General features: G+C 54.4%; 11 protein-coding genes. 5 read left to right on the forward strand and 6 right to left on the reverse strand.

The genetic code is table 11. The annotated features are described in order from the left end of the window. Positions 1 to 236 precede the first annotated feature (236 nt). The 4 genes from Pla22_RS20250 (at position 237) to Pla22_RS20265 (ending at position 4,709) form a co-directional block, all read left to right on the forward strand. Positions 237 to 2,090 carry an alkaline phosphatase D family protein gene (locus tag Pla22_RS20250; protein WP_146516652.1) on the forward strand — a complete coding sequence of 618 codons (1,854 nt, stop codon included), beginning with the start codon at positions 237 to 239 and terminating at the stop codon, positions 2,088 to 2,090. 100 nt (positions 2,091 to 2,190) lie between these two features. Continuing rightward, positions 2,191 to 2,499, forward strand: coding sequence for a DUF952 domain-containing protein (locus Pla22_RS20255; RefSeq protein WP_146516653.1), 309 nt, complete (start codon positions 2,191 to 2,193; stop codon positions 2,497 to 2,499). Positions 2,500 to 2,547: 48 nt separating this feature from the next. After that, entirely contained in the window at positions 2,548 to 4,428 is a 1,881-nt protein-coding gene (locus Pla22_RS20260; RefSeq protein ID WP_146516654.1) for a GntP family permease, read from the forward strand. 14 nt (positions 4,429 to 4,442) lie between these two features. Further along, positions 4,443 to 4,709 carry a hypothetical protein gene (locus Pla22_RS20265; protein WP_146516655.1) on the forward strand — a complete coding sequence of 89 codons (267 nt, stop codon included), beginning with the start codon at positions 4,443 to 4,445 and terminating at the stop codon, positions 4,707 to 4,709. Between the two features lie 163 nt (positions 4,710 to 4,872). Here Pla22_RS20265 and cysN read toward each other — a convergent pair whose 3' ends face one another. The 3 genes from cysN to rsmG form a co-directional block, all read right to left on the reverse strand. Next, positions 4,873 to 6,813 (reverse strand): sulfate adenylyltransferase subunit CysN, encoded by a 1,941-nt coding sequence (gene cysN, locus Pla22_RS20270; RefSeq protein WP_146516656.1) that lies wholly within the window; start codon positions 6,811 to 6,813, stop codon positions 4,873 to 4,875. Between the two features lie 70 nt (positions 6,814 to 6,883). Next, positions 6,884 to 7,795 (reverse strand): sulfate adenylyltransferase subunit CysD, encoded by a 912-nt coding sequence (cysD, locus tag Pla22_RS20275; RefSeq protein ID WP_146516657.1) that lies wholly within the window; start codon positions 7,793 to 7,795, stop codon positions 6,884 to 6,886. 193 nt (positions 7,796 to 7,988) lie between these two features. Further along, positions 7,989 to 8,645 (reverse strand): 16S rRNA (guanine(527)-N(7))-methyltransferase RsmG, encoded by a 657-nt coding sequence (rsmG, locus tag Pla22_RS20280; protein WP_146516658.1) that lies wholly within the window; start codon positions 8,643 to 8,645, stop codon positions 7,989 to 7,991. A gap of 144 nt (positions 8,646 to 8,789) precedes the next feature. Here rsmG and Pla22_RS20285 point away from each other — a divergent pair, with 144 nt between their 5' ends. After that, positions 8,790 to 9,254: a gamma-glutamylcyclotransferase family protein gene (locus Pla22_RS20285; protein ID WP_146516659.1), complete on the forward strand. Its 465-nt coding sequence runs from the start codon at positions 8,790 to 8,792 to the stop codon at positions 9,252 to 9,254. 118 nt (positions 9,255 to 9,372) lie between these two features. Here the strand turns inward: Pla22_RS20285 and Pla22_RS20290 are convergent, their stop codons facing one another. The 3 genes from Pla22_RS20290 to Pla22_RS20300 form a co-directional block, all read right to left on the reverse strand. Then, a complete protein-coding gene (locus Pla22_RS20290; protein WP_146516660.1) occupies positions 9,373 to 10,821 on the reverse strand; it encodes a hypothetical protein in 1,449 nt (482 codons plus the stop codon). Positions 10,822 to 11,127: 306 nt separating this feature from the next. Then, positions 11,128 to 12,489, reverse strand: coding sequence for a 3-phosphoshikimate 1-carboxyvinyltransferase (aroA, locus tag Pla22_RS20295; RefSeq protein WP_146517324.1), 1,362 nt, complete (start codon positions 12,487 to 12,489; stop codon positions 11,128 to 11,130). Between the two features lie 68 nt (positions 12,490 to 12,557). Next, the gene (locus Pla22_RS20300; RefSeq protein ID WP_146516661.1) at positions 12,558 to 12,854 is read right to left on the reverse strand and encodes a hypothetical protein; all 297 of its coding nucleotides are present in this window, start codon (positions 12,852 to 12,854) and stop codon (positions 12,558 to 12,560) included. Positions 12,855 to 13,044: the final 190 nt, after the last annotated feature.

The raw sequence follows: 13,044 nt of genomic DNA on the forward strand, positions 1-13,044 counted from the left end.
CTCAAAAACACCCTCAACAGAGGGGCATCAAGATCGGCACATTCCGCACCCGCGCGTGGACCTTTGGACGGCTAGAGTGCCGAAAAGTTCCCCCGCAGAGAGGTCACAGCTTAATTTGCAGGCAACTTCCCAAGAACCCCGGTTACGGCTCCCAGGAACAATTGCACACCGATAAGCGGGGGTTGGGATCTGTTAAACTCGCACGGCCTTGCCCAACTCCCCAAACCCCCGGCCGCATGTTGCCCGCCCAAAAAACAACCTTCGCTGTTCTGTTCGCTTTGCTGACCTGCTCGACCGCGATTTGCCAACCGCCGATGCGAGATCCCATCCGGCTCACCCATGGTCCAATGCTTGGTTTGGCTACCGATCAAAGCGTTCGAATTTGGGCTCGAACATCCGATCCGGGCGAATTTTTCGTCCAGTACGGTACCGCCCCCAATCGCCTGAACCGGCTCAGCGACCCCGCACGGACTTCCATTGAGCACGATAACACGGGTTCGTTGACCCTGTCGGGACTAGTCGCTGATACGAAGTACTACTACCAAATTCAGGTCAACGATCGGCCCCATGGATTGCCTGGATCTTTTCGTACGCTTCCCAGTCAAAGCGAATCGGTGCATCCGACTCTCAATCCCGATGGCCTTTTCAACTTCCGTTTTCAGATCGGTTCCTGTGCCAACCAGAATCCCCTGCACGGGGGCGGGCATCGAGCAACGACCTACGAACACCTCAACGAAAATTGGGCTGATAAGGTCAATTTCCACATCATGAACGGTGATTGGCTGTACGAAGAACTTCGCGATTATCCGGCCGAGGCTTGGCGATTGGTCCAGGGAATCGAAAAGCTACCAACCATCGTCGAAACCGCGCCCACGATTGTTGGGGTGTGGGAAAACTACAAGCTATACCTCGATCGCGGCGAGGCTTTATCGCGATGGCATCGGCACGTCCCTAGCTTGTTCACCTTCGATGACCATGAACTGGTGAACGATATTTGGGGCGCGGGTGAAGCCGGCAAGAGGCATCGCCGAACGGTTTTTCGCGACATTGGAACCCAAGCTTGGTTTGACTACCTGGGTTGGGCGAATCCGATGACGCACGATCAACCTGTCCATTTCGGCAAAGCCAAAATGGTCGCGGGTAGCGATGTCTTAGAAGACACCCAAACCGACTTCACAAAGCTTCCGCTGGATCAAATGCTTAATCTTCACGTCCACTGGGGCACGCCCGCGGCAGGCCTCAACGACATGAACTTCGATAACAACGATGGCAACGCCAACTCGTATGTTTACGACATTGCCGAAGTCCTAGACGCTCATCACATTCGATTGCACATGCCAGCGAAGTCCAACGACGACAACGTGGCATACTCTATTGGTCGTCGTAGTTACGGCAGTTATCGCGTCGCGAACTGCGAATTCTTTATCATCGATACGCGAGGCGATCGTGATATGCATGACGTCCGCGATCGAGCCAAAGCCGGCGTTTCTATGCTAGGGAAGCCTCAGCGTGATTGGTTGCTGCGCAGCATGAAAGCCAGCGACGCAGACTTCTTCTTCGTGATTTCATCGGTCCCCTTCATGATCCCGCACAGCGGTGCCGGCGGGTTTGAAGCCGACGCGGCAAATAAGGAAGAGGCCTGGACCGGCTTTTATGACGAGCGGGAAAAACTGATCGACGCATGGTCACAAATGGGCAAGAAAGTCTTTGTCATGACGGGTGACCTGCACAACAGTTTCGCTGTGAAGGTCACCGACAACATTTGGGAGTTCTGCTGCGGACCGCACAACAGCGTCAACCATGTCCCCGAGCTTGACGAAAGCGATCGCCCGGCGACAGGGAAATGGAAGTTTGGCCCTCGCGAGGTCGACATCCGCTGGAGCAGCTATGTGCTTGCCGACTTGCCTCGACTTGAACGCCTGTACCCACATTTTTGCGTCGTCCAGGTCAACAACGTCTTCAACATGCCACAGAAACTCGGCGGCAAGCGACTTGTTGCCTATCCCCATCCCCAAGTCATCTTCCAATATTACGATGGGCGAAGTGGCGAACTTGCCTATGCCGAGGCAATTTCGCTTGATCGAGAATAAGTTTTCGCGATCAACTCTTTGCGATGAACTCGTAGCGACCAGTCGCCGCTACCAATTCTCTCGCATCCCCATCCTACGTTTTCCGTACCTTCGAACTGTCATGAACCCAGCTTTCATCTACAAGATTTTGCCCCGCACAGAATGGGAAACCGCGAAGAAGCAGGGTGCGTTTCGCGGCTGCGGCATTGACCTTACCGATGGGTTCATTCACCTGTCTTCGGCTGATCAATACGCGTCAACTTTGCAGCTTCATTTTGCTAACCAAACGGACTTGATAAGGGTTGCCGTCGATGGCGAACGCTTAGGCGATGCGTTGAAGTGGGAAGAATCAAGAGGCGGCGAACTATTTCCGCACGTCTACGGTGAGATTCCTATGTCCGCAGTCGTTAGCGCTGCGCAGATCAACTAGACTCTTGGCTCTCGGCATTTTTGTTCGCCTCGTCGCTTGGAGCCCTGGATGCGTTTATCGCTCGTCATTCGCCTGCTGTTCTTTTTCGCTGCCGCTTTCTTGTTCGTGCATAACACATCGTTAGGCCAGGACGCGTCTGATTCGATTGCTGCCGCGTCATCGGGAATGTCGATCACTCCCGTCGTGTTGTTGGTCGTCGGCATTGTTTCAGTCCTGGGAATGATCATCGGCCTAAAGCTGAACGCTTTCTTGGCGTTGATTATTTCAGCTTTAATCGTGAGCCTTGGCGTTGGCTGGGTGAACGACGAAGATGCCGGGACACGCATGAACGCGGTGGTTAGCGCCTTTGGCAGTTCGGCTGGTGGGATCGGAATTGTGATTGCGATGGCCGCGATCATTGGCAAGTGCATGCTCGACAGTGGCGCAGCGGACCGTATCGTGCGATCCGCGGTGAACGTCACCGGGGAAAAGAAAGCGTCGCTGGGATTGATGTTCAGTGGCTTCGTGCTGGCGATTCCGGTTTTCTTTGACACCGTGTTTTACTTGCTGGTCCCACTTGCACGCAGTTTGTACCGTCGAACGAACAAGCACTACCTTCGCTATCTGATGGCGATCGCAACTGGCGGTGCGATCACGCACACGCTCGTTCCCCCGACCCCCGGACCATTGCTAGTAGCTGCGATTCTTGGGGTGGATATCGGCATGATGATGCTGGTGGGCACGATGGTCGCGGTCCCCGCCGCCATCGTGGGCCTCGTCTTCTCGATCGTGATCGACCGTAAGATGCCGGTGGTGATGCGACCGCTCGGAGCCGGTGAAAACAAACACAAAGCCCTACTCGAAGACCAATTGCCGTCACTTTGGGTTTCGTTACTGCCAGTCCTTATTCCGGTGGTTCTAATCGGTGCCGGCACGCTCGCGACAACGCTTGCAGACCGAGAGGACCGCGCTCAGATCGTCGCTAGCGACATCGAAGACTTCGATGCACTTGCCAGTGCAATTGAATCAGCACCACCAGCCTCACCGCTGGGACGCCTCGTGGCAAGCGACCGCCTGACAGCCGATGAACGATCACGGCTGTACGAGGCACTCGCCGACGAGGGACGCCGCGACGAAGCCATCGAACTGCTGAATGTTGCGTTGCTGGGCAACAACATTTACGACGAAAAGGCGTTTTTAGGAGTGCCGTTATCGAAGCTTTCAAAGTCGAAACTTTCGGCGAACCAACTTCGAATGAAACCCGTCGATCGACGACGGATGAACCGCTCGTTACTTGAAGATGCTCACCCGGATCTTATTGCTAAACATGAATGGACATCGAGCAAACGAACCCTGTCGGACCGACTCTCACTTTGGAGCAACGCCAACTTTGCGTTGATGCTTGCCGCGATTTGCGCGATGTTGACGCTCAAGATGTCGAGGGCTCTTTCGTGGCGAAGCCTCGGTGAAGACGTCGAAGAATCGTTAATGAGTGGCGGCGTGATTATCCTGATCACTGCAGCCGGCGGGGCGTTCGGCGGAATGTTGCAAGACACGGACATCAGCACCTTCATTCGTGATTTCTTTTCAGGCCAAGGCGGCTCGGGCATCATGCTATTGGTCCTCTCCTGGGCCATCGCAGCCGTCCTGAAGATCGCTCAAGGAAGCAGCACCGTGGCCATGATTATTGGCGCGGGAATGATGTCAGCGATCATTGGCGATGCGAAACCCGACTTCAACATGGTCTATGTTGCCGCGGCCGTTGGCACCGGTTCATTGATGGGAAGCTGGATGAACGATAGCGGTTTTTGGGTGTTCACGAAGATGGGCGGATTGACCGAAAGCGAATCGCTGCGAAGCTGGACTCCGTTGCTTGGCGTCCTGTCGTTGACGGGACTGATCGCCGTGGTTGTCTTCAGTCAAGTCTTGCCCCTCGTCTCGAAACTGTAGGTGACGGCAAGTTTATGCGTGCAAGTGCAGACGAAAAGAGCACCGTAGCGGCTGGCTGCTTGTCCGCCGCTGTTTCAGCGTCGATCACATCACTAATGCTTTTCATCAACGGTGCATTGGTGATGGCGGTCTTGTCGGCCCTTGCTCAAAGCGGGCCGGAATGGGCGGGCAATCCGAAATTCACTCAGTTCATGGTCTTCACCATTCCCGTCGCTCTGGTCGTCGCGCAGTGGATGATGATCGACTACGTGCGAACTCGGTTCATGCCACCGCGAAAGTAAGTTGCACTTAGCCGCAGCAAGACGAAATCTGGAAACATACCCTTCGTCGATCCTCTATCGTCGCACGATTACGCCCAGAAAATCATGGCGTTGTTGCCAAGACAGGGCGTGCGCGTATCGACCTTAAGATTGCCCGTCCGACTTCCGAACGGCGTCCACGTTGTTACCGGATAACTTGCTTACTGCGGAGCATTTCAATCACGGCTTCGGCACACTGATCAACCGACGACTTCGATGAATCAATGACCAAGTCCGGATTTGTCGGTGCTTCGTAATCAGCAGTCACGCCTGGGAAGTTTCGAAGCTCACCAGCATCAGCCTGAGCGTACTGGCCCTTGGTGTCTCGTTCTCGGCAAACTTCGATTGGCGTGGCGACGTGAACGACCAAGAATTTGTCTTCGCCAATCAGCTTGGCAACTTTACCGCGAACGTCTGCCGACGGTGCGACAAATGACGCAATGCAGATCATGCCCGCATCATTAAGCGTATGAGCCAGATGTCCGCTGCGGCGAATGTTCTCGCTGCGATCCTCGGCACTGAATCCAAGATCGCGACTGAGTCCTCGTCGAACCGCTTCTCCGTCAATCATCGCCACTGCACGCCCCGCATCAAAGAGCTTCCGCTCGACAGCGTGGGCTACCGCCGTTTTTCCGCTGCCGGTGAGTCCCGTCAACAGTACCGTGACTGGCTTTTGTCCGAAACGAGCAGCACGCTCGTCTGCGGATACCGCCGAGGTCTCATTTGCGTCCGCATCGCCAGCAACAACCTCATCGTCCCAAACCGATTTCGCTACACCGTCACCGGCCTTGTCCAAAATCATGCCCGCGGCGACGGTGGCGTTGGTGATCCGGTCGATCACGATGAACGCTCCTGTGGATCGGTTGCGACGATAGGCATCAAAGTGGATCGGTGCGGTCAGCGAAATGCTAACTCGTCCAATCGCGTTGAGTTCCAAGTCCGGAGCCGGACTGCGATGCAACGTGTTAACGTCGACCTTGTAATTTAGCGTGTCGATTGTGCCAGGAATCGTTTGCGTGGTTTGCTTAAACAAATAGGTCTTACCAGGCACCATGGACTCTTCGCCCATCCAAACGAGCATCGCATCAATGTGGTCGCGCGACTTCGGTAAGTTCCCCGGGCGCACCAACATGTCGCCGCGTGACGCATCAATCTCGTCTTCGAGCGTCAAAGTGATCGAAAGCGGTGCGTAAGCCTCTTCGAGGTTGCCGTCATAGGTCACAATTTCTTTGACCTTCGACTTACGTTTACTTGGCAACACCATCACTTCATCACCCTGGCGGATGATTCCCGATGAGATCGTTCCGCAGAAGCCTCGGAAATTGAGGTTGGGTCGGTTCACGAGCTGAACCGGCATGCGGAAGTCCTGCAGATTCCGGTCACTTCCGATGTAAACGGTTTCCAAGAAGTTCATCAACGTGCTTCCGCTGTACCAGTCCATGGATTTGCTACGGTCAACAACGTTATCGCCATTGAGGGCGCTGATCGGAATGAAATGCAAATCCGGCAGGTCGAGCCGAGTTGCAAATGTTCGGTAATCGTCGCAAATCGCTTCGAACTTTTGCTCGTCAAAGTCGATCAAGTCCATCTTGTTGATCGCAACGACCACATGGCGAATGCCAAGTAGCGAAACGATAAACGAGTGACGTTTTGTTTGCGTCATCACCCCATGGCGAGCGTCGATCATTAAGATCGCTAGGTCAGCCGAGGAAGCACCGGTGGCCATGTTGCGAGTGTATTGCTCGTGGCCGGGCGTATCAGCGATGATGAATTTGCGCTTCGCGGTACTGAAATAGCGATACGCAACGTCGATCGTAATCCCCTGCTCGCGTTCTTCCTTGAGTCCATCCATGAAGAGCGAAGGGTCGAAGTTACCGCCGGTAGAACCATGCTTGGCGGAATCACTCTGCACCTTTGCGAGTTCATCTTCATAGACGAGCTTGGAATCGTAGAGCAGGCGACCAATCAATGTGCTTTTGCCATCGTCAACGCTACCGCAGGTGATGAATCGCAACAGTTGCTTGTTCTCGTGCTGCTTCAAATAAGCATTGATGTCGGTTGCGATCAGGTCAGATTGATGAGACATGGGTGCAGTGGAAAGGATGAAGTTTGAGAGGGTAAAAAGAGACGGCGAGGGCTAGTAAATCAGTCCAGCACTAGAAGTAGCCGCGTTCTTTCTTCTTTTGCATACCGACGCCGCCTTCGTCTTGGTCGATGATCCGCCCCTGACGTTCACTCGTCGTGGTGAGCAACATTTCTTGGATCACGTCGACCAAATCGGTCGCGTTGGACTCGACCGCTCCCGACAGCGGATAGCAGCCAAGGGTGCGGAAGCGAACCATCTTCTCTTCTTCGACTTCACCAGGAAGCAGCGGCATGCGGTCGTCGTTTCGCATCAGCAAAATGCCGTTGCGATTAACCACCTTTCGCATAGTCGAAAGGTACAGCGGGACGATCGGAATCTGTTCGAGGTGGATGTATTGCCAGACATCCAATTCAGTCCAGTTGCTCATCGGGAACACCCGAATCGATTCGCCCTTGTTGACCCGAGCGTTGAAGACGTTCCACAACTCGGGGCGTTGGTTCTTCGGATCCCAGCGGTGTGCCTTGTCGCGGAAACTGAAAATCCGCTCCTTCGCACGGGACTTTTCCTCGTCCCGGCGAGCTCCACCAAAGGCGGCATCAAAGCCGTACTTGTCCAAAGCCGCCTTTAGAGCATCCGTTTTCATCAGTTCGGTGTGACGCTCGCTGTCGATCCAGGGCTTGATATCGTGCTTCAGGCCCTCTTCGTTGATGTGGACGATCAGGTCCAAGCCCAGTTCTTTGGCCACATAGTTGTCGCGGAACTCGTACATTTCCTTGAACTTCCATGTCGTGTCGACATGCAGAAGCGGAAACGGTGGCTTGGCCGGCGCAAAGGCCTTCAGCGCCAGATGCAACAGCACCGCCGAGTCTTTACCGATGCTGTACAGCATCACAGGGTTTTGGAACTCAGCAGCCACTTCGCGGAAGATGTGGATGCTTTCAGCCTCAAGCTGCTTGAGGTGGGTAAGGTTGTAGTCCGACATAGGGCCAACAAGGGAGGGCGAAGAAGTCAGTCGTCAAAAGCACAATCAGGGCTCGGGTAAGGGTGTACCCAAAGCCGAATGGCCGAGTATAGACGGACTGAATTTTATGCCTAGTCGCGGCTCCCCAAACGGGCCCATTACAGCGTGAGATAAGCTCGCAGCACCACACACGGCCCCTCGAGGGACTTGTCGCCTAACGATTCGCCATTGTCTTGGTCATTATCTGCAATATCACCCCCTCAGAATCCGCATCGTCCCCTAGCGGATAGGCAGCGACGCGACGAAGGTCAAGATTACCGAGCATGCCCAAATGCCGTGCCTCAGCACGTTCGTCGACCCATTTGGGCCCCTTGATCAAAAGCAGACGGTCGATATTCACCCAGTGAGGTTCTACCCAGCGACAAAATTTTGTGATGCTGCCCACCGCCCGCGAAACAACGCTCGAAAAACGAAAGTCTTCCAAAATGTCTTCTCCGCGAGCAGCGTAAACCGCGACCGGAATCCCGATTTCGTTGATGATCTCGCTGAGTGCCTGAGCCCGTTTGGCAACCGATTCGGCAAGCGAAACCTCGATGTCGCTGCGAAGAATTGCGAGAGGAATGCCTGGCACTCCGTTTCCGCTGCCCAAATCCAACACTTCTTCACCAGCTTGAATCAACGGAGCCAACTGCAAACAATCTCGAAGATCGCGGCTGACGAACAAATCCCAGGTCGTGTGTCGGGTCAGATTGAGCTGCTCATTCCACCGCCACATCACTTGGACGTATTGCTGCAAACGTTCCGCCACCGACTCATCGATCTCCATTTGGTACTTCTCGAGTGCGGCGGCAAATTCGGGATCAAGAGGCATGAATGTGTCTTGTACGTGTCAGATTAGGTGTCGGAAAAAGGAACTACGTCGACACAAACTCGAGTCCGGTCGTCCTGTCGCCCACGGTGGCTAAGGACCTCATCATAACGTAACGCTATTTCTTGGGAACTTGGCAAACCACGAATGAATCACCGAGTCCAATCCGAAACAGCCGCTGGGCCATGGCCAACCGTGAGCGTTTTCGTCTATGGAACGCTTAAGCGAGGCCAATGCCGCGAGCATTGCTGGCCCTGTCGGCCTGACCGTGTCCAACCGGCTTGGATATACGCGGCTCTTCATGATCGGGCGGATTACCCGGCAATCACCTCCGGTCACGATCGCGTGCTAGGCGAATGGTGGTGCTTCACAGACTCAACGATCGGCGATGTGCTGGAAACGCTCGACAAGGTCGAAGGAACCAATCAACCGGGATCCCCCAATCTTTACAATCGCGTTCTCGTTCCCGTTCACCTCATCAACGACCAATCAGGTGGATCAACGGTGCTAGCCTATGCGTACTTTTACGCCAGCGATCCTGTCCGCGACGGATTCGCACGAGCCACGTGCGACGACTTCGCAAGCTGGCCGGCGGTAAGAACCCAAAACTGATCCCGCGCGGCTACTTCGCATACCTTGCAGCCGTGTCTATACGTTTGCGTGAATGGTTCGTGCTTAGGGGCACGGCGGCAAATCACAATGTTGCCGCGTCCCCGCATCAACAGACGATCTAATGATGGGAATGGCGGTTGGGATCGCGATCGTGATGCTCTTGATTGATGTGAACGTGCAGATGAGGTTTCTGGCTGAACACCCAATCCCAACCCGCTTGAGTCACCGAGGAATCGTCGAGGTACAAAGATTCAAGCTGTGTGATCCCGGCCATTAGTTTTAGCCCTTCGTCCGTGATGGGGATTCCGATCAGGTGAACCATCCGCAACTTGCTCATCTCGGAAATGACCCGAGTCACTTCGTTGTTAAGCCGATCGGACCCAAGTCGAAGTTGTCGAAGATTCGGTAAGTTTTGCAGATGAGCCACGCCTCGGATCGTGCAAGATGCATGCGGAAGATTCAGAACCTGAAGCGATTCACACTCAGCAAGCGTTTCGAACCCTTGATCGGTGATCGGTGACAATCGCAAACGAAGCTGGGTCAAGTTGGGCAGTGACGCAATCGCAGCGATCGACGCGTCGGATACCACTCCGCGATCAAGTATCAGCGTTTCTATTTGCGGATATTCCCTGAGCCTTTGGGCCATCGCATCATTTACTCTGAACTCACTGATGTGCAGTGTTGTTTTTTCGGGATCGTTCTTCAGTTCGATACAAGCTTTTTCGAATTTAGCCAGTGGCAGAATCTGAACGCTTTCGGACAACAACTCGTCGCGATGCGAAAAGAACGACCAACACACTGCAGCGATCAGCCCGACGACAAGAATGCCGATCAAGGCTTGGCGACGTCGTTTGCGATTGTTTTGGCGGCGATCTTCCCAGATGGATGAACTAGGCTCGCCCGCGAGTTCGGAATTCGATGTTTCTTCGGATGGTGCTTCGTCCGGCAGCGGCTGTTCGCTTTGATCTTCTTCGGCTAACGCTTCACTGACTGGTTCCGCACTTTGATCATCTTCCGTTAACTCCTCGCTTGCGTCGTTGCTGGCTTGATTTTCACTGGCCGGTTCTTCAGCGGTCGAGCCTTCGTTTGCCGGATCTGGTGTCTGTTCGACGGCGGTCTTTGGCGATTCGGATTCATCAGCTTGCGAAGCCTCACCGTTTGAGTCTTCAGCCTCAGTCTCCTCAGCCTCAGCTTCGTTAGCTTCCTCTTTAGGGCCAGCTTCGTCAGCGTCAGCCTGCCCGACTGCCGTGCGTCCCAGCGATGCTTCTTCGTCCGGGGAACCTTTTACTTCAGCTCGGGGCTCGGGAAGATCTTCCTGGGCGACCGCTGGCCGCGGTTGACTGACCTCGGCTTGGTCTGAAACGAGCGACTTCACCTTGGAAGCTCTGGCCTCGGGTGCTTCCCTCTTTGACCCTTGAGGTTCCGTTACTTCCGAGTCCGGCTGTTCCGAACTGGATTCCTCTAGCTCATCAGCCTCGGGCCCAGCACCCTCTGCACCCACTGCCGCCAAGTTCTCTGAGCGGGGCATTTCAGATTCGGGTGAGTCGGTTCGTTCAGGATCAGCCATAGGGATCTTGTATCGTAGCACCAGGGCGCCGCATGTTGCGACGCCCTGATGCTCAGTTGAAGTTTCGGCGTGAAGCTACCTCATGCGACGAATGACCCAGAACCCGTCGTAAGAGATAATGTACGCTCCGACCACTTTGGGAGGCCAGTGAACGATTCCCGCAAAGCGTTCACCACGTCGAAACTCCGATATGGATGGTTTATTGGCTCTACTTAGCCAACGGAGTTTCGGGAATACCACCCCTTCGAAGTTGACGTCAAGGCGAGTCGTTCGAAAATGCGTCGAAATCGCTGCGGGATTCAATAACTAAGCCGCCCAGTGGTGCGAACGGCCGATCAGCGTCTCAAGATCATGAAAGAATTCGGGGTACGTTTTCGAGGTACACGCTGGATCCAAAATCTTTACATTCCGCATTTTCAGCCCCGCCAACGACAAACTCATTGCCATTCGGTGGTCGTGATAGGTTTCCAATGTCGCACCGGCATGCGACCGCCAATCCGATGCCGGCGTGATCGTTAGCCCGTCGCTGTGTTCTTCAACTAGAGCACCCAACTTGCGCAGTTCACAAGCCAGATCGCCAATCCGGTCAGTTTCTTTGAACCGATTGTGAGCGACTCCGCGAACACGAGTGGGCCCAGTGGCAAATAACGCGACCACGGCGAGCGTTTGAACCGTGTCGCTTATCGAGTTCATATCAATATCGACACCGTGAAGCGGTTGCCCCAACACCGTGATCGAATCGGATCGCCGTTTCACGACACAACCCATTTTTTCTAGAACGTCAACGAATCCGACATCGCCTTGCATTGCACTGGGTGACAAGCCTTCGACTGTGACTTCGCCTCCCGTGATCGCCGCTATCGCCCAAAAGTAGCTGGCGGCCGAAGCATCGGGTTCGATGGAATAATCAGTCCCCTGATAGGGTCGCCGTTCGATAACGACTTTGCCCTGGCTCGATAAATCATCTAACACGACACGTCCGCCAAACGACTCCATAACATCGGCTGTCATGTCAATGTAGGGGCGTGAAACCAACTCTCCGGTGACATGTAGTTCAATCGGTGCAACATTCTGACTTCCCAAAGACAGGGGAGCCGCCATCATCAATCCGCTTAGAAACTGACTGCTAACGTTGCCAGCTACTGACATTGAACTGCCAGACCAACCGTGACTTTCAATCATCACCGGCGGGCATCCTCCCGTGGACTCGGCATTGATCGTCCCGTCAATGACTTCGCTGATCGCACTTACCAGGTCGCCGATAGGCCGGGCATGCATGCGAGGCACTCCCACTAAACGGTAGCGGCCACCAAAGGCGGACAAGGCGGCGGTCAGGAATCGTATACTGGTGCCACTATTGGCTATAAAAAGCTCGGCAATCTCGTCATCGCACCGGGCCCGCATTGCGGGATCAACCAGTAGCGTCTGACCACCATCGGTGACATTGATCTCGACGCCAATAGCCCGCAAAGCTTCGATCATCACTTCCGTGTCTTCGCTGCTGAGGGCGCCCGTCAACTTCGATGCCCCCTCAGCCATCGCAGCGCATATCAGCGCGCGGTTCGTCAAACTCTTGCTACCCGGCGGACGAATCGTCCCGTGAACCGGCCCGCCAGGAATCACGGTGACGGCGGGCGAAGCGTGGTTCGTTGAACTCGAATCATTCAAAGAACGGGAAGTCGGGGCATCAGACATGGAGCGAAAATTACGAAGCAATCGAGGCGGAAAACGGGCAATCAATAACTTGCAGGCGTCGCTCCGTCAGTCGCCAGCAAACTGTCTTGGCCGGGAACCCATAGGGCACCGACGATCATCGTGGCCAGAGTTAACGTATGAATCAACCATACTTCTTCGCACAAAATCACCGTGCGCAATGTAATCAGCGTCACAACTACCAAAATCACGTAGAAGTTCTTTTCAGCCTTCCTTGCTCGGCTGCCCGTGCTCAGCTTTGCAAATAGCAACGCCGCCATGCCAACGACGGGCAAAAACAAAGCATCCATGATCAATGTCAGTTGGGGAAGGTCTGGCATGAGCGTGTCCTAGAAAAGTCGGTATCCGAAAAGATGAGGCAACAACCAGCTTTTGCCAGGTTTCCAAATGCAAAAGAAACATTGACTTGAGAGGATTTCGAAATTTTGGTTGTTTTTTTCGCGAATAGATCGTGGCCTGCCGGAAAAGCTTTCCTCAAGAGTCCAAGTTCGCCAACCGATACAATCCCTA

Origin of the sequence: Rubripirellula amarantea, from assembly GCF_007859865.1 — a bacterium.
In the GTDB taxonomy this organism is placed as follows: domain Bacteria; phylum Planctomycetota; class Planctomycetia; order Pirellulales; family Pirellulaceae; genus Rubripirellula; species Rubripirellula amarantea.